The organism is Comamonas sp. MYb396, from assembly GCF_037479555.1.
Classification (GTDB): domain Bacteria; phylum Pseudomonadota; class Gammaproteobacteria; order Burkholderiales; family Burkholderiaceae_C; genus Comamonas.
Window position 1 is genome coordinate 794,500 of sequence record NZ_JBBGYU010000001.1, and the last position, 21,663, is coordinate 816,162.

Annotated in this window: 16 protein-coding genes; 11 read left to right on the forward strand and 5 right to left on the reverse strand. The window is 64.2% G+C overall.

The window, feature by feature from the left end; all coding sequences use genetic code 11:
* Positions 1–43: 43 nt before the first annotated feature.
* Complete coding sequence (locus WH265_RS03700) at positions 44–883, reverse strand: IclR family transcriptional regulator (protein WP_339557361.1); 840 nt, start codon at positions 881–883, stop codon at positions 44–46.
* A gap of 127 nt (positions 884–1,010) precedes the next feature.
* On the opposite strand from WH265_RS03700, the gene WH265_RS03705 reads away from it, so the two are divergent.
* From WH265_RS03705 to WH265_RS03715, 3 genes are all read left to right on the forward strand, one after another.
* Positions 1,011–2,228, forward strand: coding sequence for a CaiB/BaiF CoA transferase family protein (locus WH265_RS03705; protein ID WP_339557362.1), 1,218 nt, complete (start codon positions 1,011–1,013; stop codon positions 2,226–2,228).
* Positions 2,229–2,391: 163 nt separating this feature from the next.
* Positions 2,392–3,393, forward strand: coding sequence for a YhdH/YhfP family quinone oxidoreductase (locus tag WH265_RS03710; RefSeq protein ID WP_339557363.1), 1,002 nt, complete (start codon positions 2,392–2,394; stop codon positions 3,391–3,393).
* A gap of 54 nt (positions 3,394–3,447) precedes the next feature.
* A complete protein-coding gene (locus WH265_RS03715) occupies positions 3,448–3,855 on the forward strand; it encodes a hypothetical protein (RefSeq protein WP_339557364.1) in 408 nt (135 codons plus the stop codon).
* Here WH265_RS03715 and WH265_RS03720 read toward each other — a convergent pair.
* Positions 3,848–5,455, reverse strand: a complete 1,608-nt coding sequence (locus WH265_RS03720) for a hypothetical protein (protein ID WP_339557365.1) — start codon at positions 5,453–5,455, stop codon at positions 3,848–3,850. The two genes, WH265_RS03715 and WH265_RS03720, sit on opposite strands and share 8 nt — an antisense overlap.
* 14 nt (positions 5,456–5,469) lie before the next feature.
* On the opposite strand from WH265_RS03720, the gene WH265_RS03725 reads away from it, so the two are divergent.
* Positions 5,470–5,829: a hypothetical protein gene (locus WH265_RS03725; RefSeq protein WP_339557366.1), complete on the forward strand. Its 360-nt coding sequence runs from the start codon at positions 5,470–5,472 to the stop codon at positions 5,827–5,829.
* A gap of 121 nt (positions 5,830–5,950) precedes the next feature.
* Here the strand turns inward: WH265_RS03725 and WH265_RS03730 are convergent, their stop codons facing one another.
* From WH265_RS03730 to WH265_RS03740, 3 genes are all read right to left on the reverse strand, one after another.
* Positions 5,951–6,925 carry a FecR family protein gene (locus WH265_RS03730; RefSeq protein ID WP_339557367.1) on the reverse strand — a complete coding sequence of 325 codons (975 nt, stop codon included), beginning with the start codon at positions 6,923–6,925 and terminating at the stop codon, positions 5,951–5,953.
* Positions 6,907–7,410, reverse strand: coding sequence for a sigma-70 family RNA polymerase sigma factor (locus WH265_RS03735; RefSeq protein ID WP_339557368.1), 504 nt, complete (start codon positions 7,408–7,410; stop codon positions 6,907–6,909). The genes WH265_RS03730 and WH265_RS03735 overlap by 19 nt, the downstream gene beginning before the upstream one ends.
* 123 nt (positions 7,411–7,533) lie before the next feature.
* Positions 7,534–8,196 (reverse strand): TetR/AcrR family transcriptional regulator, encoded by a 663-nt coding sequence (locus tag WH265_RS03740; RefSeq protein WP_021025560.1) that lies wholly within the window; start codon positions 8,194–8,196, stop codon positions 7,534–7,536.
* Between the two features lie 259 nt (positions 8,197–8,455).
* On the opposite strand from WH265_RS03740, the gene WH265_RS03745 reads away from it, so the two are divergent.
* The 7 genes from WH265_RS03745 (at position 8,456) to WH265_RS03775 (ending at position 21,520) form a co-directional block, all read left to right on the forward strand.
* Positions 8,456–9,532, forward strand: a complete 1,077-nt coding sequence (locus WH265_RS03745; protein ID WP_021025559.1) for an alcohol dehydrogenase — start codon at positions 8,456–8,458, stop codon at positions 9,530–9,532.
* A gap of 25 nt (positions 9,533–9,557) precedes the next feature.
* On the forward strand, positions 9,558–10,988 hold the full coding sequence (locus WH265_RS03750; RefSeq protein WP_339557369.1) for an NAD-dependent succinate-semialdehyde dehydrogenase: 1,431 nt from the start codon (positions 9,558–9,560) through the stop codon (positions 10,986–10,988).
* A 67-nt stretch (positions 10,989–11,055) separates the two neighbouring features.
* Positions 11,056–14,337, forward strand: coding sequence for a carboxyl transferase domain-containing protein (locus tag WH265_RS03755; protein WP_339557370.1), 3,282 nt, complete (start codon positions 11,056–11,058; stop codon positions 14,335–14,337).
* Positions 14,338–14,408: 71 nt separating this feature from the next.
* Positions 14,409–16,034 (forward strand): AMP-binding protein, encoded by a 1,626-nt coding sequence (locus WH265_RS03760; protein WP_339557371.1) that lies wholly within the window; start codon positions 14,409–14,411, stop codon positions 16,032–16,034.
* Positions 16,031–17,845 carry a class I adenylate-forming enzyme family protein gene (locus WH265_RS03765; RefSeq protein ID WP_339557372.1) on the forward strand — a complete coding sequence of 605 codons (1,815 nt, stop codon included), beginning with the start codon at positions 16,031–16,033 and terminating at the stop codon, positions 17,843–17,845. The genes WH265_RS03760 and WH265_RS03765 overlap by 4 nt, the downstream gene beginning before the upstream one ends.
* 155 nt (positions 17,846–18,000) lie before the next feature.
* Positions 18,001–19,212 (forward strand): ABC transporter substrate-binding protein, encoded by a 1,212-nt coding sequence (locus WH265_RS03770; protein WP_339536848.1) that lies wholly within the window; start codon positions 18,001–18,003, stop codon positions 19,210–19,212.
* 523 nt (positions 19,213–19,735) lie between these two features.
* Positions 19,736–21,520, forward strand: coding sequence for a hypothetical protein (locus WH265_RS03775; RefSeq protein ID WP_339557415.1), 1,785 nt, complete (start codon positions 19,736–19,738; stop codon positions 21,518–21,520).
* Positions 21,521–21,663 lie beyond the last annotated feature (143 nt).

The window sequence follows — 21,663 nt, forward strand, 5'->3', positions numbered from 1 at the left end:
AGGGGTGGAACCGGCGCTGGCTGCAAGGCTTGGGCGCTGGGCCCTAGCGCATGCCCAGCGCCAGTTCCAGTTGAAAAACGGCATCTTTCAGCAGCGGTGCCACCTCGCGGCTAAGCAGGTTCCTGGACGCCCGGTGGGTGGACAAGGTGCAGTTCAGCGCGACGGGCAAGCCGCCCAGGTGGGTGCGCACCGGCACGGCAATCGCATGGATCTCCTTGCGCCAGTCGCCCTTGGAGTGGCAGTAGCCCTCTTCTTGGAAGCGCACTACATCGGCCTGCCAGTGGGGCAGTTGGGCGTCATACTCGGCACGGTCCTTGACCCGGAGGTAATTGAGGATGGCGCGCTGCTCGGCCGCCGGACAAGCCAGGATCAGCGCCCGGCCTATGGCGCTGGACAGCAGCGGGCGGGTGGAGCCGATATCGGGCAAGTGCTGGTTGGTGGAATCGGCCCGCACCGAGTCGATATAGACCACCTGGTCGCGGTCGCGTACGCCCATGTTGACGGTGCAGCCGGTGCTGCGGGCCAGCGTCTCCATCAGCGGCTTGGCCGCCTGGCGCACGGCCATGCTGGCCAGCAGCGGATGGCCCAGCGATAGCACGCCCGGGCCCAGCCGGTACTTTTGCAGCTGGCCGTCGCGGCTTAGATAGCCCAGCAAGGTGAGCGTATAGGTCAGCCTTGAAACGGTGGGCTTGGGCAGGCCGGTGCGGTCGGCAATCTCGCGGTTGCCCAGCACCGGGCTGGCCCGCGTAAACGCGCGCAGCACCTCCAGACCGCGCGCCAGGTTCATCGAGAACTGGCGGTCTTGCGTGAGGTCATGGGGGCTGACAAGCCCAGGCAGAGGGATGGTGTGCACGGCAGGTTTGGCGGTGGTTCGTGTGGTCATGATTGGGCGGCAGCCTTTCCAGGTCAATCGTTTGAGCCGAGTGTTTCGCTAAGCGAAACATGCTATTGCAGCCGCAATTCCGCTGTGGGACAAAGCGGCTATTGCGCTTACTGCACGAAGAGTTTTCATGACCCACCACAAGACCAAGACCAACCCAGGCTCGCTGGCCGGCGTACGCATCCTGGACATGGCCACGGTGCTGGCTGCGCCCAGTGGCGCGACCATGTGCGCCGACCATGGCGCCGATGTTGTCAAGCTGGAGCTGCCCGATGGCAACGATGCGCTGCGCCACATGCAGCCCATCAAAGACGGATCGCCGCTGTGGTGGAAGGTGGCCAACCGGGGCAAGCGCGGCATCACCCTGGATGTGCGCAAGCCGCAGGGGCGCGCGCTGCTGCTGGCCATGCTGGCGCAGTTCGATGTGCTGGTGGAGAACTTTCGCACCGGCAGCCTGGACCGCTGGGGCCTGGACATTGGCACCCTGCACCGCGCCAACCCGCGCCTTATCGTGGTGCGGCTGACCGGCTTTGGCCAGACGGGCCCCTACAGCGCCCGCGCCGGCTTTGCGCGGGTGTTTGAGGCGATGAGCGGTTTCACCAACCTGACCGCCCCCGTCGGCGGCGCGCCGATGCACAGCAACTACCCGATCGGCGACTCGGTCGCCGGCATCTTTTGCGCGTTCTCGATCGCTGCAGAAATGGCCCGCCTGCGTGCCGACCCCGAGGCGCTGGGCGTGGAGGTGGACCTGTCTGCTACCGAGGCGCTGTTCCGCATTCTGGACCCGCTGCCCGTCGAGCATGAACAGCTGGGCCTGGCCCGGCGCGGCGAAGGCAATCTGGCCACCTACACGGCGCCGTCCAATATGTACCGCAGCGCCGATGGCGTGTTCTTCTCGATGGTGGCGTCATCGCAGGCCGTCTGGCTGCGGCTGTGCAAGGCGATGGACAAGCCCCAGCTGGCAGACGACCCGCGCTTTGGCAGCCTGCCCCAGCGCGTGGCCCATGTGCATGCACTTGATGCCATCGTCAGCGGCTGGTTTGCCGAGCATGGTTTTGCGCTGATCTGCCAGAAGCTGGAGGCCTGCGAGATTCCGTTCAGCAAGGTTTATGACATCGCCGACATCGAGGCGGACCCGCACTTCCAGGCGCGCGAAGCCATCATCCGCCTGCCCGATGCCGACCATGGCAGCCTGCCTGCGCCCTGCATTGTTCCGCGCATCATCGGCCGCGATATGCCGGTGCCCCGCACCGGCCCGGCGCTGGGCGAGCACAACGCCGAGGTCTATGCGGCCTTCGGCATCTCGGCCGATGAACTGGCCCAGCTGCGCGCGCAGGGCGTGGTTTGACCGTATTCCTCAATAGGTCGCTAACACGGCCCAGCAAACCGAAGGTTTGCGATTGAGACTAGGCGTCGCCGACTAGGCGTCGAGCCGCAGGCAGTACAGTAGTACGACAAGGTTCGGCAACGACGTATCAAGGGTTGTGTTAGCGACTCTTCAGGAGAACTGCATGAACCGCTACCAGGCCATGGTCACGCGCAGCGCGGACAAAGCCATCCACTCACAGATAGAGACCCTGCAGCGCGGCGAACTCGCGCCCGGCGAAGTGCTGGTGCAGGCCCACTATGCGGGCGTCAACTACAAGGACTGTTTGTCGCTGCACGGCGCCGCCAGGATCATCACGCAGTTCCCCCGGGTGGCGGGGATCGAGATGGTGGGCGAAGTGCTTGAATCGCGCAGCGAACAGTTCCGGCCCGGGGACATGGTGCTCAGCCATGGTTTCGGGCGCGGCATTGATGTCGATGGTGGCTTTGCCGAACTGGTGCAGGCGCCCGCCGAGCACCTGCAAGCCCTGCCCGCAGGCCTGAGCGCCGAGCAGGTCGCCATCCTTGGTGTGCCCGGCTTTACTGCGGCAATGGCGCTGGAGCGCTTTGAAGAACTGGGCCTCCAGCCCGACAGCGGCCTGGTCGCCGTCTCCGGCGCTGGCGGCGCCGTGGGCCGGCTGGCCCTCCATATGCTGCACCGGGCCGGCTACCGCAGCGCGGCGCTGACCCGCAACCCCAGCAACGAAGCGGCACTGCGCGCGCTGGGCGCCAGCGAGGTGATCGACATCAGCCAGGTGGTGGATTCCAAGCGCCCCATCGAAAAGCCGCAGTTCGCTGCCGGCATCGACAACGTGGGCGGCGCGGTGCTGTCATGGATGCTGCGGTCTCTGGCCGATGGCGGCCTGCTGGCCAGCGTGGGCAATGCCTCGGGCAATAGCTTTGACGGCAGCGTGCTGCCCTTCATCATGCGCCGCGCCCAGATGTTCGGCATCGTTGCCAACGCCCCTTGGCCGCAACGGCGCAGGCTGTGGGACAAGCTCGCGGGCGACTGGAAGCCGGACTTTGCCGCGCTGCTGCCCGATGTGCGCTTTATCGGGCTGGACGAGTTGCTGGGGCATGCGGCGCGGCAGCTGGAGGGGGCAACAAGTGGGCGCACGGTGGTTCGGTTTGGGGCGGCGGACGCATAAGCCCATACAGGGCCTCCGTAGAATGGCCGATTTCAATGAGTGCTTGGATCTGCGATGAAGGTGGTAGCGCGAAAGGTATTTCCGGACATTCAACTTCCAGCTGGCGAAACCGATGTTTTTGACATCCGTCGCCAGGCCGCATCGCTGGAAATCATCGTGAAAAGTCTGCTGGACGACACCGTCACGCTGCACATTTCGTTCCCACATTACGAAGCGCTGCTGGAGGCCGATGAAGGCAACCACAGCGCCTACTGGTGCGGCGGGCAATTCAAAGGCGGCATCGTCTATGAAATTGCAGCGGGCGGCCTGCTCTCGCGGGAGCAGGCCATGCCAGGTTTGCTGACATCGGCTGCGGCACTTTCCGATGTTCGCGAATGGTTCATCGCCACCAGCGGAAGCTGCGTGTCGGTGGTTTCGACGGCGCAGCCTTCATGTCTCCTGAAGTCGCTGGGCACTAGTTAAGTGGTACATCTCCCAGACCGGTCAGATTGCCATGGCGGTCACGCAAACGGACGTAAGAGTTGGAAAGGGCAAACGCATCTTGCAGCTCGATCGGACCCGAGGAACCCGATGTACCCGTGGCAGTGGGCCACTGGCATTCGCCTCGCAGCATCTGCGTGTTGAACTGGCACCGCACGGAGCCATCGTCATTGGTCACAAACTCACCCTCTCTGCGATTGAGGGTGACGGTCAAAGGCCGTCCGGCATACGACAAGCCCGGGAAATACCACTCACCAAAGAATTGGTCTTCCAGCGACTGCCAGGGCTGCAGGGACAGACGGCGCATCCGTTTGGCGGACTCGCCCGGGAACTGCACCATCGCCTCTGCCAAGCTGCCAGCCGGCATGCCATACCCACCCGTGCGGCCGGAAACCTGTACCATGACCTCGCCTTCGTCCCGCTCCAGCTGGCCACTGGACGCGGCACCGCCTACGCTGCGGCCACCCCGGTACTGTTGCAAGCTAAATCGGGCGCTGCTGACATCTCTCAATTCTGGATCGGGTGCGAAGTCGCCCACCCCCATAGCGAAAGTCGGCTGTCCATCGGCCCGATAAGCGAATACCTGCATGACCATTTTTCCGCCCTGCACATCCAGGCTCACGCCACGCCCAGGCTTGCCCGTCAGCTCATCGTCCATCACCCAGGTGCCATTGCTGGGCTGGTAGGCAGGCCGCTGCGCATAGCCAAAAGTGCCTGGCATAAACGATTCAAGCCCGTTGGCGCAGCAGCCGGTGATGGTTCCTCCGCGGTACGGATAATCCGCGCGCGTATTGATGCCCAATAACTGCAATGGCGCAGCACCTTCGGCTTGCAGGCTGACGGCGCCAGCAACTTGAGCGCCCAAGAGGCGGAACTGTGCCTCTTTCACCACGGGTGCTTGCGCAGCATCTGCAGCATTCGCAGCTACGCAGCGGATGCTGTCGCTTGGCGTAGTAAGGCTGCACTCCAGCGTCTCGCTCGTCTGGTCATCGGACAGCGTCAGAAGCATGGGTTCGGTGGGACTGGTCTTGAGCATCGCGAACCAGCTCTTCTCGACCTGGCCCTGCGCATTCAATCCAAACCAACGCGCCATCCTTGAAGAAGTCTTCCACTGCTCAGTCTGGTAGTAGGCGGCATCTGGCGCGGTAAAAATAAAGCGCTCTATGTCCTTTGCTGGCTCGCCAGGCAGCTGTATGGTTCCCTGCAAGCCATTGCGAAAGCTGAGCGTCACATCGCCTACGCTTTTATCTTCTAGTGCATCGCGCGGCTCACTGCCAAAACTGCGGCCACCTTGGTAGCGCAGCAGCGGGGCTTTGACGGTGTCGCCTTCCATCTGGCCCGAGGCGGCGTAGAACGTGGCATCGCCATTTTTCTCGTAGCCAAATACCTGCATAAAGAAAGTATTGCCCTGCACATCGATGGCAAAACCTCGGCCTGGTTTGCCGTCGACTTCATCGCTGATGACCCAGGTGCCGGCCTGTGGCGTAAAACTGCGTGCTGCCCAGCTGGGAGATAGGGACAGACCCAGTGCAGATACTGCGAGAATGGATGCCAGCGTTGGAATGCGCGTTTGGTGTGCCACTTTATCTCCCTGGATTGAATCATTTTCAGATGCATGTCATTTGTACTTATCACCTGGATGCCAGCGATGCGGACGAAGCTGGATTCCATGAATACCATTATGAGTATTACATCTTCCAATTCTCTGAAGGCGAAGAAAGCTTTTTTGCGCGCAGCTATACCGATGAGCCCCATGGGGCCCACTTTCTCAATGCGGAAAAAGCCGGTCGATCACGACCATTGACGACCAAGGATTTAGGCGCACCACTTTTCCTGGAAGCACAGGCCTATTTAAGGCAGGCAGGTAAAACTGAACTGAGCTGGCTCAGTGGTAAAGGCAATGGTTATGAGCCACTGCAAAATCCCGTGATTCAGGACCCCATCAAACAGCGCTGATGCCTTCGCAAGCACACAAACACCAGCACAAATCGCCGGTTGCAGATAAGCGATACCGACGTTTGGCGGCCCTGGTGGGTGCGCCGATTCAAAGCGATGGATGGCGCACCCAGCACCCCGATTAACGCCTCACCACCCTCACCACCCCATGCGCCAATCGCTCGATCCGCACCGGCAGCGACTGCGCCAGCAGCGCCAGGCTGGCGTCCGTGTCCTTGAGCGACAGGGCGCCCGATAGCCGCAGCTGGGCAACCGCAGGATCACACTGCAGCGGGCCCGCACGGTAGCGGGCGATCTCGTCCACAACGTCGGCCAACGGCATGTTCTTAGCCAGCAGCATGCCCTGCTCCCACAGCGCGGCGCTGGCTTGCACATCGGCTTGCGGGCCGATATGGCTGGTGCTGAAATCAGCGGTGTGGCCTTCTTGCAGCACTTGGGTGGCGCCCTGCTGGTTGGTGATGGCGACGGCGTGGCTAAAGACCGCCACGCGGCTGGTGCCCGCATCCACACGGCGCACGCTAAAGCGTGTGCCCAGCGCCTGCACGGTGCCTTGCCGTGTCTCCACGACAAAGGGGCGGTAGCTGGGCGATGGGTCGGCCTGCGTGGTCACCAAAATCTCGCCGCCGAGCAGCCGCACCCGGCGCTCCTTCGCGTTGAAATGGATGGCCACCGCGCTGGCGGTGTTGAGCGTCAAGGTGGAGCCATCGGGCAGCAGCATGGAGCGCGATTGCCCCACGGCGGTGGCCTGGTCGGCCATCCAGTCGCGCCAGGACAGCTCTCGCCACGCCAGCCAGCCGGCGGGGGCCGCCACCAGCAGGCCACCCAGCCAGGCCAGGCTTTTGCGCCGGTCGGGCCGCTGCACGGCAGTCAAGGTTTGCTGGCAGACCTCGGCTGGCACTTGGGCAAACACACCCAGCATGGCTTCGGCCTTGTGCCAGGCGGCCTCATGCGCGGGGCTTTGGCTGCGCCATTGCTCAAAACGGGCCTGCTCCTTGGCAGTGGGCGTTTCGTAGCGCAGCACGATGAGCCAATCGGCCGCTTCGCTCAGCAAGGTGTTTTGCGCAGCCACGCCCGCCATCACGCGGCCTCCAGGCACAGCAGCAAGGCCTTGTGGATATGGCGGCGCACGGTGATCACCGGCATCGCGACCTGGTCGGAGATCTGCTGCAGGCTCAGGCCCTCGAGCTGCGCCAGTAAAAACACCTGGCGCGTCTTGGGCGCCAGGCCTGCCAGCAGCCGGTCGATCTGCACCAAGGCTTCGATGACCTGCAGCTGGGTCTCGGGCGATGGCGCATGCGGCTCGGGCAAGGCCTGCAAGGTTTCCAGGTAGGCGCGCTCGATCTCGCGCCGGCGCCACAGATCGACGACCAGGCCCTTGGCCACATGGGTCAGGAAGGCGCGCGGCTCGTCGGCAGCGTCCACGTTGCGGGGCGATACCATGAGCCGAATGAAGGTGTCATGGGCCAGGTCGGCCGCGTCGCCTGCATTGCCCAGACGGCGCCGCAGCCAGGCCTGCAGCCAGGCATGGTGGTTTTTGTAGAGCGCTTCGATGGGCGAAGCCGAGTATCCGGGAGATGCCATGCGATGTCCGCGCCCTGGTGCCACAGTGAATAGTTGAGAATGAATCTCAATTATATTCAAATGTAAAGACCGTCTTTACGCAGGACATTGGCGGCTGCCTGGCGCGCCAGTGGCGCGGGTAGATCAGCGCTGCGGCGCTGCCGGCACCGGCAGCACATACTGCCCCGTCCAGCCGACCAGGCGCAGCGCCATCTGCGTCATCTCCTGGCACAGCGCCTCGATGGACAGCTTGCCATTGGGCTGGTACCAGCGGTGCGTCCACTGCACCATGCCGCTGATCGCAAAGGCGGTCACCTTGGGGTTGCCGACCTGGAAAACGCCGGCCTCCACGCCGTTGACGATGAGCCGCGTCACCAGCGCATCAAAGCCGTGGTACTTGCTGCGGATATCGCTGATTTTTTCCGGGCTCAGGCTTTTTTCCTCTTCGAGCAGGATCACCGAGAAGGTGCTCAGCTCAATCTTGCGGCGCGTGTAGGTGTCGATAAAAAACTCGAAGCGCCGCACCGGGTCCTTGTCCTCCAACTGTTCGCACTGGCTCACCGCCTCGTAAAGGCCGGCAAACACCTTGTCAAACAGGCGCTCGAGCAGCTCGTGCTTGGACTTGAAGCGCTTGTAGATAAAGGGCTTGGTCACGCCGATCGAGGCCGCAATCTCGTCGAGCGTCGCGCTCTTGAAGCCGCGCTTGTAGAACAACTCGGCGGCGGCATTGATGATCAAGGTGTCCTTGTATTCCTGGATCTGGTTTTTGGCATCGCCTGCGTTGGTGTCGGTGGGTTGAAGCTGCACTGCTGAATATCTCCTGGTGGGCGTGGGGGCTGCGGCGGTGGCGCGCGCCGGCACGCTGTACGCATGGCCCCAGCATAGTGGAAAGGCGGGTGGTTTTGCACAAGATGCCAAGCAGCATCCATGCGTGAAATCCCCAATAGTACCAATCGATACTGATCAGTATCTTTGGGCTTTTCCAACGCTGAACAGCCGCTCCAGGCCCATGCCGACGCGCCGCGCCAGCAGCCACAGAGCCCCGTTGATTACAGGAGACAAGCGCATGTCGAACGCAACCGCCAGCCCTGGCGAACAGCTGAGTTACCAGGTCGTCGATTTTGGCCAACCGCTGCAACTGGCGCGCCGCGCCATCGCTGCGCCCCAAGGCAGCGAGGTGCTGGTGCGCATCAGCGCCTGCGGCGTCTGCCACAGCGATCTGCACATGGCCGAGGGCTTTTTTGACCTGGGCGACGGCCGCCACTTCGGCCTGGAAAAAGTGCTCAAGCCGCCGCGCACCCTGGGCCATGAAATCGTCGGCAGCGTGGCCGCCAACGGGCCCGATGCCCAAGGCGCGCTGGGCCGCTCGGTGATCGTCTTCCCCTGGATTGGCTGCGGTCAGTGTGCGCTCTGCGCCCGGGGCGATGAACACATGTGCGCCCGCCCCGAGAGCCTGGGCACCACGCGCGATGGGGGCTTCAGCACCCATGTGCGCGTGCCCCACCCGCGCTACCTGATCGACCATGCCGGCATTGATGCGGCCTTTGCCGCCACCTTGGCCTGCTCGGGGCTGACGGCCTACTCGGCCCTGAAAAAAGTGGCACCAGCGACCGAGCAAGCGCCGCTGGTCATCATCGGCGCTGGCGGCGTGGGCCTGGCGGCCGTGGCGCTGGCCAAGGCCTTGCATGGCCTGGGGCCCATCGTTGTCGATATCGACCCGGCCAAGCGCCAGGCTGCGCTGGATGCCGGCGCGAGCCGTGTGGTGGACCCGGCAGAAGCCGATGCCGCCAAGACCCTGGCGCGCTCCAGCGCCGAAGGCGTGTCGGCCGTGCTCGATTTTGTCGGCTCCACACGCACGTTCGAGTTTGCCAATGCCGTCGTCGGCAAGGGCGGCAAGATTCTTATCGTGGGCCTCTTTGGCGGCAGCGCCAGCATCCAGCTGCCGCTGATCCCCATGCGCGCCATCTCCATCGGCGGCTCCTATGTGGGCTCGCTCGCCGAGCTGCGCGAGCTGGTGGCACTGGCCCAGCAAGGGGTGCTGCCGTCCCTGCCGCTCAGCAGCCGCCCGCTGGGCGATGTACAGACCGTGCTGGACGAGCTGCGTGCCGGCAAGGTCACCGGCCGCGCCATTTTGCAAAGCTGAAGCTAGAAAGAACCAGGAGCACCGCATGAACTACCAAGTCCAATTGCTGATCGACGGCCAGTGGCGCGACAGCAGCAGCCAGGAATGGCTGGACATCACCAACCCCGCCGATGAAAGCACGATTGGCCGCGTGACCAAGGCCAGCAGCGCCGACCTGGATGCCGCGCTGGCCGCCGCCCAGACCGGCTTTGCCGCCTGGCGCAAAACCTCGGTGATGGAGCGCTCGACCTATCTGCGCAAGGCCGCCGCGCTGGTGCGCGAGCATGCCGAAGAGATGGCGCTGATGCTGGTGCATGAGCAAGGCAAGCGCCTGACCGAGGCGCGCATTGAGCTCTCGGGCGCCAGCGAGGTGCTGGAATGGTTTGCCGAAGAGGCACGCCGCTGCTACGGCAGCATGATCCCGCCGCGCTCGCCCGAGCTGCGCCAGTATGTACAGCATGAGCCGGTGGGCCCGGTGGCGGCGTTCACGCCCTGGAACTTCCCGATCAACCAGGCCGTGCGCAAGATTGCCGCCGCGCTGGCTGCCGGCTGCTCGATCATCGTCAAGGGCTCGGAAGAGACGCCGGTGGCCCTCGCCCGCTTTGTCCAGGTGCTGGAGCAAGCCGGCCTGCCCGCAGGCGTGCTGGGCCTGGTCTATGGCGTGCCAGGTGATATCTCCGAGCACCTGATTGCCTCGCCCGTGGTGCGCAAGATCTCGTTCACCGGCTCCACCTCGGTGGGCAAACTCTTGAGCGCGCAAGCGGGCGCGGCGATGAAGCGCGTGTCGATGGAGCTGGGCGGCCATGCGCCCGCCATCATTTGCGACGATGCCGACCTGGCGCGCAGCCTCAAGCTCCTGGGCGTGCAGAAGTTCTGGAACGCCGGCCAGGCCTGCATCTCGCCCTCGCGCTTTCTGGTGCAGGCGCCCCTGTATGACGAGGCCGTCGCCGGCTTTCAGCGCATTGCCGAAGGCTATGTGATGGGCAATGGCCTGGACAAGGCCACCCGCATGGGCCCGCTGGCCAACCCGCGCCGTGTGGCCGCCATGCAGGCCCTAGTCGATGACGCGGTGGCCAAGGGCGCCCGCTTGGTGACGGGCGGCAAGGCGCCGGATGGCCAAGGCTACTTTTTTGCGCCCACGGTGCTGGCCGATGTGCCGCAGCACGCGCGCATCTTCAACGAAGAGCCCTTTGGCCCGATTGCCGCCTTTGCCCGCTTTGACAGCGATGCCCAGGCGCTGCAAGAGGCCAACCGCCTGCCGTGGGGCCTGGCCGCCTATGTGTTCACCGGCTCGGCTACGCGCGGCGAGTGGTTCAAGAACGAGATCGAAAGCGGCCTGGTCGGCATCAACTCGATCGCGATGGGCTACCCCGAGCAGCCGTTTGGCGGCGTCAAGGATTCGGGCTATGCCAGCGAAGGCGGCGCCGATGCGCTGGCCTTCTACCTCAGCAGCAAGTTTGTCAGCCAGACCATCTGAGCGCGCGGGCCCGCAGCCTGCGGGCCCCTTGCGCGGCGCACCGCGATTGAAGAGACAAGGGAGTTCCATGCACAAGGTATTGATCGCCAACCGGGGGGAGATTGCGGTGCGCATTGCGCGCACGGCCGCAGACCGGGGCATCGCAAGCGTTGCGGTCTACGCCAGCGACGATGCAGCCAGCCTGCACCGGCGCGCGGCCGACCACGCCCGCGCGCTGGGCGCCCAGGGCGCAGCCGCCTATCTGAACGGCGCGCACCTGATCGAGATCGCCCGCCAGGAGGGCTGCGACGCCATCCACCCCGGCTACGGCTTTTTGAGCGAGAACGCGGCCTTTGCGCAGGCCTGCAGGGCAGCGGGTCTGCGCTTTATCGGCCCCTCGGTCCAGGCGCTGGAGACCTTTGGTGACAAGGCCCAGGCGCGCGCGCTGGCAGAGCGCGAACAGGTGCCGGTGGCGCAAGGCACGCACAGCGCCACCAGCCTGGCGCAGGCCCAGGCCTTCATGCAGCAGCTGGGCGGGCCGGTGATGCTCAAGGCGCTGGCAGGCGGCGGCGGGCGGGGCATGCGCGCGGTGATGGCCGTGGAAGACCTGGGCGCAGCCTTTGACCGCTGCAGCTCCGAAGCGCTCAGTGCCTTTGGCCGCAGCGATCTGTATGTGGAGCAGCTCATCGGCGGCGCCCGCCATATTGAGGTGCAGATCGTGGGCGACGGCAGCGGCGCGGTGCAGCACCTGTTTGAGCGCGATTGCACTTTGCAGCGCCGCCACCAAAAGCTGCTGGAGATTGCACCCAGCCCCTTTATCAGCGAAGCGCTGCGCGCGCAGCTCGTGCAGCACGCCTGCCGCCTGGGCGCCGCGATGCATTACCAGGGCCTGGGCACGGTGGAGTTCCTCGTCGACAGCCGCAGCGGCCAGTACATCTTTATCGAATGCAATCCGCGCCTGCAGGTGGAGCACACCATCACCGAGGCCATCACCGGGCTGGACCTGGTGGCGCTGCAGTTTGCGCTGGCCGATGGCGCCAGCCTGCAGGACCTGGGCCTGGACCAGGCAATGCCGCTGCCCCGCCAGTTTGCGCTGCAGGCGCGTATGAACATGGAGAGCATGCAGCCCGATGCCCAGGCCCTGCCCACCGGCGGCACCTTGGCGCGCTTTGAGCCGCCCACCGGCCCGGGCGTGCGCGTGGACAGCTTTGGCTATACCGGCTACGAGACCTCGGGCAACTATGACTCCCTGCTCGCCAAGGTCATCGTCAGCGGCCCCAGCCAGTTTGGCGTGCTCTGCGCCAAGGCCGAGCGTGCGCTGGCCGAGTTCCATATCCAGGGCCTGGAGACCAACCTGGACTACCTGCGTGCGCTGCTGCGCGATGCGCAGGTGCTGCGTGGAGATATCGACACCACCTATGTGGAACGCCAAGGCCCGGCGCTGCATGCAGCGGCCACCGCGCTGGCAGCACAGCGCCAGGCTGACCCACAGAGCACCAGCCAGAACGCCGCACAGACCGGCACCAGCGACGAGCCCGCGTTGCCCGTAGGTGCCCATGCGGTGCGCGCTGCGATGCGCGGGCGGCTGATTGCGCTGGAGCGGGATGCCGATACGGTGCAGGCCAAGGGTGCCTCGGTGGCGGTGCTGGAGGCCATGAAGCTCGAGCACAGCGTGGACCTGGCCCAGGGCGGCCGCTTTGTGGCGCGCGCGGCGCTGCTGGGCGAGGTGGTGGCGGCGGGCACCCTGCTCGGCTGGGTGCTGCCCGATGCATCGGCCGATGCGCTGGCCGCAGAGCAGCAACAGGCCGACCTCGATGCCATCCGCCCCGACCTGGCCAAGGTGCTGCAGCGCCAGCAGGGCCTGATGGATGCGGCCCGCCCCGAAGCGGTGGCCAAGCGCCGGCGCCACGGCAAGAACACCGCACGCGAGAACCTGGAGCAGTTGCTCGATGCCGGCAGCCTGGTGGAATACGGCGGCCTGACCCTGGCCATGCAGCGCGGGCGCCGCAGCGAGGAAGAGCTGATTCGCCTCAGCCCCGCGGACGGCACCATCACCGGCCTGGGCCGCATCAACGGCCAGCAGTTTGGGCCCGAGCAGTCGCGCTGCGCGGTGATGGCCTATGACTACACGGTGTTTGCCGGCACCCAGGGCTTTATGGCCCACCGCAAGATGGACCGCATCGTGCATACCAGCGAACGCCTGGGTCTGCCCTTTGTGCTGTTTGCCGAAGGCGGCGGCGGGAGGCCCGGCGACACCGACTATGTGGGCGTGTCGGGGCTGGAGTTCACGACCTTCACGCACATGGCACGGCTGTCGGGCAAGGTGCCCACCATCGGCGTGGTCTCGGGCCGCTGCTTTGCCGGCAATGCCGCCTTGCTGGGCTGCTGCGATGTGATCATTGCGACGCAGGATGCCAGCATCGGCATGGCCGGCCCGGCGATGATCGAAGGCGGCGGTCTGGGCGTGGTGGCGGCCGATGACGTTGGGCCCGTGGGCGTGCAGACACGCAATGGCGTGATCGACCTGCTGGCCCGCGACGAGACCGAGGCGGTGACGCTGGCCCAGACCTACCTGGGCTTTGTGCAGGGCAAGCTGCCGCCTGGCGAACAAGCCGACCAGCGCCTGCTGCGCGCGCTGGTGCCCGAGAACCGGGTCAAGGGCTACGACATCCGCGCGGTGGTGCAGACCTTGTTTGACAGCGGCAGTTTTCTGGAACTGCGCGAGCACTTTGGCCGCAGCGTCGTCACCGGCTTTGCCCGGCTGGAAGGCCAGGCCGTGGGCGTGCTGGCCAACGATGGCAGCCACCTGGGCGGCGCGCTCGATGCCAACAGCGCAGACAAGATATCGCGCTTTCTGGAGCTGTGCGACAACTACGGCCTGCCGGTCGTGTCGCTGTGCGATACGCCGGGCTTCATGGTGGGGCCCGAGAGCGAGAAGGCTGCAGCCGTGCGGCACTTTGCCCGCATCTTTGTGACGGCCAGCCATATCAAGGTACCCGTGCTGGCCATTGTGCTGCGCAAGGCCTATGGCCTGGGCGCGCAGGCCATGCTGGGCGGCAACCTGTTTGTGCCGGTGGCCACCGTGGCCTGGCCCACCGGCGAGCTGGGGCCCATGGGCATTGAAGGCTCGGTGCGCCTGGCCTACCGGCGCGAGTTGGAGGCGCTGGAGGACGCTGCCGAGAAGGCCGCCTACTTCCAGGCCAAGACCGATGAGATCTATGCCCAGGGCAAGGCGCTGAACGTGGCCAGCTACAACGAGATCGACGATGTGATCGACCCGGCGCAGACACGCAACTGGCTGGCCAGCATGCTCGCCAGCCTGCCAGCAGCCAGCCCAGGGCGGGCGGCCTCGGGGGTATCGCCCTGGTAGGCAACCCGCCCCCGCCTCAGCCAAACACTGCGACCGAGATCCCCAAAAACACCAGGACCGTAGGAGACACCATGAGCCCCATCGCATACCGGCAACAAGAAAAGCCCTTGCATGAGTACCTGCGCCAGCATGCGCGCACCCAGCCCGACAAGCCGGCCTTTATCTGGTACGGAACCGCCATCAGCTGGGCCCAGCTGGACCAGATGAGCGATACCTTTGCTTGCCAGCTGCAGCAGCGCGGCGTGGCCAAGGGGGACCGGGTGGCCCTCTTCATGCAGAACTGCCCGCAGTATGTGATTGCGCATATCGGCATCCAGAAGCTGGGCGCGGTGGTGGCGCCCTGCAGCCCGCTGTTCAAGGGCCATGAGCTGGAGTACCAGCTCTCTGACCTGGGTGCCAAGGTGATCGTCGCAGCCGATGTGCTCTATGAGATCGTGCAGGCGGCGCGCCCCAAGACGGCGATTGAACATGTGTTCCTGACCCACTACGCCGACCTGCTGCCGGCCCAGCCGACGATCGACCTGCCCGCCGAGATCGGCACGCCCAAGCGCCATATCGATGGCACGACAGACTTTGTGGACTGCCTGCGCGCGCCCCTGCCCGCGCCCGATGTGGGCCCGCTGGACATGGACGATGTGGCGCTGATGACCTATACCTCAGGGACGACCGGCCTGCCCAAGGGGGCGATGCTGAGCTACCGCAACGCGCTGTTCAAGGCGCATGCCGCGGCCGACAACAACCCGATCCGCGATGACGACACCATGCTGGCCGTCGCGCCGCTCAACCACATTGCGGGCATGCTGATCGGCCTCAATGTCACGCTCTACACCGGCATCCGCTGCGTGCTGCTGTACCGCTTTGACCCCGTGCAGGTGCTGCAGGCGCTGGCGCGCTACCGGGTGACCTGGTGGTACAGCGTGGCGAGCATGAATGCAGCGGTGATGCAGGTTGACGCTGCGCACAGCTACGACCTCAGCGCGCTGCGCATCAACCCCAGCACCAGCTTTGGCATCACCATCAACCAGGCGCTGGCCGAGCAGTGGCGCGGCTTTGCGCCCAACTGCCAGCTGTTTGAGGTGACCTATGGCATGTCCGAAACCCACACCTGGGACACCTCGATGCCCGTCGATGCCATCAAATGGGGCGCGCACGGCATTCCGATCGAAGGGGTGGAATGCCGCGTGATCGATGCAGCCACCGGCCAGGACCTGCCCGCCGGCCAGGTGGGCGAGCTGGTCTTGCGCAGCCCGGGCAACTTCAAGGGCTACTGGAACAAGCCCGAGGCGACGGCCAGTACCTTGAAGGACGGCTGGGTGTACACGGGCGACATGGCCAAGATCGACAGCGATGGCTACCTGACCTTTGCCGGCCGCTTCAAGGAGATGATCAAGGTCTCGGGCTACAGCGTCTTCCCCGAGGAGGTCGAGTCCATCATGATCAAGCACCCTTCGGTGGCGCAGGTGGCGGTGATCGGCATCGACGATGCGCTCAAGGGCCAGGCGGTCAAGGCGGTCGTCATTGCGCGCAAGGGCGCACCAGCGGTGAGCGCGCAGCAGCTGATCGACTGGTGCCGCGAGCAGATGTCGGTCTACAAGGCACCGCGCGAGATCGAGTTTCGGGATGCGCTGCCGACGACGGGCACCGGCAAGGTGCTGCGGCGCCTGTTGAAGGATCCGCAGAAGGCGAGCGCCGCATGAACGCGCAAGCCCACCCCGTTGCGGCGCTGGACAACCAGGCGCTTTTGGAACTCTTGCAGCGCGATGGCGAACTGGTCACCGAGCGCCTGGCGCACTGGGCGCGTACCAAGGGTGACCAGCTCTTCTACCTGTATGGCGAAGACGATGTGCGCCTGAGCTATGCCGAGTTTGACCGCATCACCGATGCCATCGCTGGCAACCTGGCAGCTGCCGGTATCGGCCGGGGCATGCCGGTGTCGGTGTTCATGCGCAACCAGCTCATCAGCGCCCTGGCGATGTTTGGCATCTGGAAGGCCGGCGCCGTGTTTGCGCCGATCAATTTTGGGCTGACCGAGCGCCTGCTGGTCTACCAGATTGGCGACACCCAGCCGGTGATGCTGTTGGCCGAGCGCGCACTGGTGCCGGCGCTCAATGCGATCGGCGAAGAGCTCAGCCAGGTCGCGCCTTTGGCCCATGTCGTGGTCTACGACCCACCCGCTGGCAGCCACGATGCAGTGGCCGATGGTGTGGCTTACAGCGGTCCGCACGCAGCGCTGGACTGGGCCGCGCTGCTGCAGCCCGCAGCCAAACCGGATGTGGCCCTGGCCTATGACGACCTGTGCAACATCATCTACACCTCGGGCACCACCGGGCCATCGAAAGGCGTGGTGCAAAGCCACCGCTGGATGAACCAGTACACCTATTTGTTTCGCCAGATGCTCAACGGCCATGACGTGGTCTACAACGACTTGCCGATGTACCACGTGGGTGGCGCGGTGTTCAACGTGGTGCGGGCGGTGTGGGCCGGCAGTGGCCTGGCCTGCTGGGACCGCTTCAGCCCCAATGACTTCTGGCGCCGCATTGCGCTGAGCGGCGCCACCAGCGCGGTGCTGGTGGACACGATGATCTCCTGGCTGGCCAAGGCGCCGCCAGCGGCCACCGACCACCACAACAGCCTCAACAAGGTCTATATGCAGCCGCTGCCCCAGCGCCATGCGGAGATTGCGCGCCGCTTTGGCTTTGACTTTGTGACCGCCGGCTTTGGCCAGACGGAGTCGGGCATGTCCTGCTTCACGGTCATCGAAGAGACGGACGCCAGCTGCGAATCCCCGCCCGCCTACCGGCGCGGCCAGACGCGCGAGGCCATCCGCGCGCAGGCGGCAGCCCTGGGCTTGGAGCTGCTGGGCCCCGCGCAAGCGGACCAGGTGGGCAAGGGCTACCTGGGCCATCCGAGCCTCTTCGTAGAGGCAGCGGTGCTGGACGAGCGCGATGGCGAGTGCGCCGTGGGCGTGGCGGGGCAGCTGGCTTTTCGGTCGAAGCTGCCCTATTACCTGCTGGTCGAATACCTGGGCAAGCCCCAGGCCACCGCCAAGGCCTTTCGCAATCTCTGGTTCCACACCGGCGACTCGGCGCTGCGCCATGCCGATGGCAGCCTGAGCTTTGTCGACCGCATGGGCGACCGCATCCGCGTGCGGGGCGAGAACATCTCGTCCTTCCATATCGAGGACATGGTCAACCAGTACCCGGCCGTCGAGATGACGGCCGCCTTTGCCATCCCTGCGCACGAGGGCGATGAGGACGATGTCGTCGTCTATGTTGTGGCGCGCGAGCAGCAGCTGATCGACCGCCAGGCGCTGCACGCCTGGTGCGACAGCAAGATGCCCAAGTTCATGCGGCCGCGCCATATCCGCGTGGTCGAGCAGTTCCCGCGCACGCTGACGCAAAAGATCGAGAAGTTCAAGCTCAAGGCGATGATCCTGGCCGAGCTGCAGGGCCAGCCTGCCAACGAGACAGCGGCCACGCCACCCACCAAGGAGCGCCGCATGACCTGACACCTCCGCCCTGCCCCAGCTGGCTTTGTGCCAAACCCTTTGTGTGATCCGCTACGCCGTGCCCACCAGGCCCAACCCCTTGCCCTGAACCCTTTGACAGCGGGGCAAACCCACCTGGCCGTGGCCAACGATAAAAATACCAGGAGACCATTTCCATGAAGTTCAGAACCACTTGTTTGACGACCCTGCTTGCATCTGTTGGCCTGGCCTCTGGCGCATGGGCGCAGGGCATATCCGACAACGCCGTGCGCATAGGGGTGATCAGCGACACCTCCAGCGCCTACGCCGATATTGGCGGCAAGGGCACGGTCGCGGCGGCCACGATGGCGATCAAGGATTTTGGCGGCACGGTGCTGGGCAAGCCCATCGAGCTGCTGTCGGTGGACCACCAGAACAAGGCCGACATTGGCGCCACCCGCGCCCGCGAGTGGTTTGACCGCGAGAACGTGGACATGGTCATCGGCCTGGGCAACACGGCGGTGCACAACGCAGTCGCCACCGTGGCCAAGGAAAAGAACAAGGTGCTGATCAACACCGAGGCGGGCTCGAGCTCGATCACCGGCGAGAACTGCGCGGCCAACATCGTGCACTACACCTACGACACCTATGCCACGGCCAACAGCACCGTCAAAGCGGTGACCGAGGGCGGCGCCAAGAGCTGGTACATCGTGGCGGTGGACTATGCCTTTGGCCAGGCACTGTCCAACGACATCACGGCCGCCGTCGACAAGAACGGCGGCAAGGTGATCGGCACGGTCAAGCACCCACTCAATGCGCCCGATTTCTCGTCCTACATGCTGACGGCGCAGGCCTCCAAGTCCGATGTGATTGCGCTGGCCAATGGCGTGAACGACACCATCAACTCCATCAAGAGCGCCCGCCAGTTCGGCATCACCGACAAGCAAAAGGTGGCCGCTGCGCTGATGTTCATCTCGGACGTGCATGCGCTGGGCCTGAAGACCGCCCAAGGCATGTATGCGACGACCGCCTTCTACTGGGACCGCACGCCCGAGAGCCGCGCCTGGTCGCAAAAGTACTTCAAGGCCATGAACAGGATGCCGACCATGGCCCAGGCCGGCACCTACTCGGCGGTGATGCACTACCTCAAGGCGGTCGAAGCGGCGGGCACCGACGAGACCGCTGCGGTAATGACCGCGATGAAGAAGATGCCTATCAAAGACTTTTTCAGCGACGACGGCAAGATCCGCGAGGACGGCCGCATGGTGCATGACATGTACCTGGTGCAGGTCAAAAAGCCCGAGGAGTCCAAGGCGCCTTGGGACTACTACAAGATCATCGCCACCATCCCGGGCGACCAGGCCTTCCGGCCGCTGTCCGAGGGTAAGTGTCCGCTGGTCAAGTCCTGAGCCCGCCACTTAGCCCAACTAGAGCCACCAACCCGATGGATACGATCTGGTCCATCGGGTCGTTTCATTTCTGCCCAGGGTTTATGACCATGTAAGTATCTAGTAATTTCCAGTGTTTATTTTCCTGCAAGGGTAAGCATTTTTCCGGTGCGTCATGCTCACAATTTAAACAATTGCAAATAAATTCAATAGTTTTGAGCAAATGTTTATTATTTATAGATTGTATTTGACATCTAAAGCCATAAAAAACATAGCATCGCAGCCATACAAATCAAAAGATATCCCACAAACACCATTCATAGATTTACCAAACATCTATCAGAATAGATTAATTTGATATCAATAAAAATCACCAACAAGGGTGTTTAAACATTCATTGACAATACGCCACCGGCATTTGCAGAAAGGCTGTTTAGGATGTAATCCTTGAAAAAGGAGATTGTCCATGTTATTAAATAACAAAATAAAAATATTCAAAACTGGATTAGCCATAATAGCTGCGGCCTCTCTGGGCCCGGTGGCTATGGCCGCATCGGGCGCTCCGCTTCCGCGCTGCGATGCCGCCGGGCAATCGTTCTATCTGACCCGCTACACCGGCCCGGCCGCCACCGGAACACCGCCCACGGCGGTGCTGGATCTGGCGACCGCCCCAGCGACCGGCGCAGTTGCCATTGCTCCGGTCTGGAGTGGTGCCGCAGCGCCCACCGTGTCTGCGCGAGAAATAGGACTGACGCCGCCCAATCCCCCCTTGCCTGCAGGCGCCTCCGTCGCCGGCGGCATGGGCAAGGATGGCTACATCTATACGATGCGCGCCGTAGACGGCGACAACAGCTGGGACAACAGCCCAGCGACTGGATGGACCGCTGGCGGATGGCGCAGCCATACCCGCTATTACGAGATGCTGCGCTATGGCCGCACTGGCGTGGACAACCTGGGCATCGTGAGCGGACTGGGCACCTACCAGACGGACCCCACCGATCCCAGCACCTTGGTCAGCGGTGCGATTGACCTGCGCCTGGGGCCCAATTTCAATGCGGCCGATATCGATCCCGTCACTGGCATCATGTACCTGGCGGCCTTCCAGACCGGCGGCACGCTCAACCGGGTTTTCAAGATCGATGTGACGCAGACCCCGCCGCTCTATGTGGGCACCTTGAACCTGTCCAGCAATATTCCCGGCGCGCAGTCGGGCGACTTTGCCATTGACGCCAGTGGGCAATGGGCCTATGGCATCGCAACGACGGGGAATGTGATCACGGGAACATCGGTGAGTTATCGATTCAACCTGTCTTCCGGTGCCGTTGAGACGTTGGCACCCGTATCACCAGCCCCTTTCAACAGCCCTTATGGCGCAGCAGCACGGCTGCCCAATGCCACAGACAAACTAGCCTTCTATGGCCTGGGCACGCGCATCATGAGTATCCCTTCCGGCACGGTCGGCACTAACCAGAGCACCGCAGGTGCCACCAGTGGCGATGCCGCCGCCTGCCTGCCCAAGCTGACAGCGACCCTGGTCTGCACCCCCGATGCGCTGGTCGATGCGGCGGGCAATGTCTCCAACTGCACAGTCACCTTGGACCAGGCTGCGCCAGCGGGCGGCATGGCCATTGCCCTGACCCCACCAGCGGCCAACCCACGCTACACCAGCAGCTGCGGCAGCTCCATCGTGGTAGCAGCCGGGCAGAAAACGGCCAGTTGCGCAATTACCGCCATACCCAACACCACGCCCGGTGATGGCGATGTGACCGCAGCGCTGGCGTTGGCCACACCTGCCGCAACAGATGACTATGTGCTGGGTAGTCCTTCGGCAGCCGAGGTCCGCATCCGCAACGACGACGTCGACATCGCCATTACGCCCGTAGCCAACCTCAGCTGTACACCCAGCAGCTTGGTGGACGCTGCAGGCCAGGTTTCTACCTGCATCATCAGCCTGAATGCGCCCGCACCCGCCGGAGGTAGCAGCATCAGCCTCAGCCCGCCACCGGGCAGCAGCCGCTACACCAGCAGTTGCACCTCTCCGGTGCTCTTCGCGGCAGGGGCCACGCAGAGCAGCTGCACGATCACCGCGACGCCCAACACCGTCGCAGGCGATGGCAGCGTCAGCGCGTTGTTGCAGCTGTTGGCCGGGCCCGGTTATACGCTCGGGCCCGACAGCCAGGCCAGCGTGCAAGTCAACGACGACGACCTGCCTATCAATGTGGGCGATGCCAAGCGTGTCCCTACTTTGGATGCATGGGCACTGGCATTGATGGGCATGCTGCTGGCAATGGCAGGCGCGCTCTTTGCACGCAAGCGCCATCAGAGCTAGGCATCGGCCATCCAGACCACCGCCGCCAAAAGGGAGCCAGGCTCCCTTTTTTGTGCGGCGCATGGCAAGCGGCGCTACCGCATTTCTTCCATATCAGAGCGCAGTCACGGAGGACTCCCCGAGTCGGTGTTTAGACGAGGGCA

What these genes read in the sequence shown, in the direction of transcription:
- WH265_RS03750 (WP_339557369.1), top strand. Translation starts at nt 9,558, where the DNA reads ATGAACTACCAAGTCCAATTGCTGATCGACGGCCAGTGGCGCGACAGC.
- WH265_RS03765 (WP_339557372.1), top strand. Translation starts at nt 16,031, where the DNA reads ATGAACGCGCAAGCCCACCCCGTTGCGGCGCTGGACAACCAGGCGCTT.
- WH265_RS03700 (WP_339557361.1), bottom strand. Translation starts at nt 883, where the DNA reads ATGACCACACGAACCACCGCCAAACCTGCCGTGCACACCATCCCTCTG.
- WH265_RS03715 (WP_339557364.1), top strand. Translation starts at nt 3,448, where the DNA reads ATGAAGGTGGTAGCGCGAAAGGTATTTCCGGACATTCAACTTCCAGCT.
- WH265_RS03755 (WP_339557370.1), top strand. Translation starts at nt 11,056, where the DNA reads ATGCACAAGGTATTGATCGCCAACCGGGGGGAGATTGCGGTGCGCATT.
- WH265_RS03735 (WP_339557368.1), bottom strand. Translation starts at nt 7,410, where the DNA reads ATGGCATCTCCCGGATACTCGGCTTCGCCCATCGAAGCGCTCTACAAA.
- WH265_RS03760 (WP_339557371.1), top strand. Translation starts at nt 14,409, where the DNA reads ATGAGCCCCATCGCATACCGGCAACAAGAAAAGCCCTTGCATGAGTAC.
- WH265_RS03775 (WP_339557415.1), top strand. Translation starts at nt 19,736, where the DNA reads ATGGCCGCATCGGGCGCTCCGCTTCCGCGCTGCGATGCCGCCGGGCAA.
- WH265_RS03710 (WP_339557363.1), top strand. Translation starts at nt 2,392, where the DNA reads ATGAACCGCTACCAGGCCATGGTCACGCGCAGCGCGGACAAAGCCATC.
- WH265_RS03705 (WP_339557362.1), top strand. Translation starts at nt 1,011, where the DNA reads ATGACCCACCACAAGACCAAGACCAACCCAGGCTCGCTGGCCGGCGTA.
- WH265_RS03745 (WP_021025559.1), top strand. Translation starts at nt 8,456, where the DNA reads ATGTCGAACGCAACCGCCAGCCCTGGCGAACAGCTGAGTTACCAGGTC.
- WH265_RS03770 (WP_339536848.1), top strand. Translation starts at nt 18,001, where the DNA reads ATGAAGTTCAGAACCACTTGTTTGACGACCCTGCTTGCATCTGTTGGC.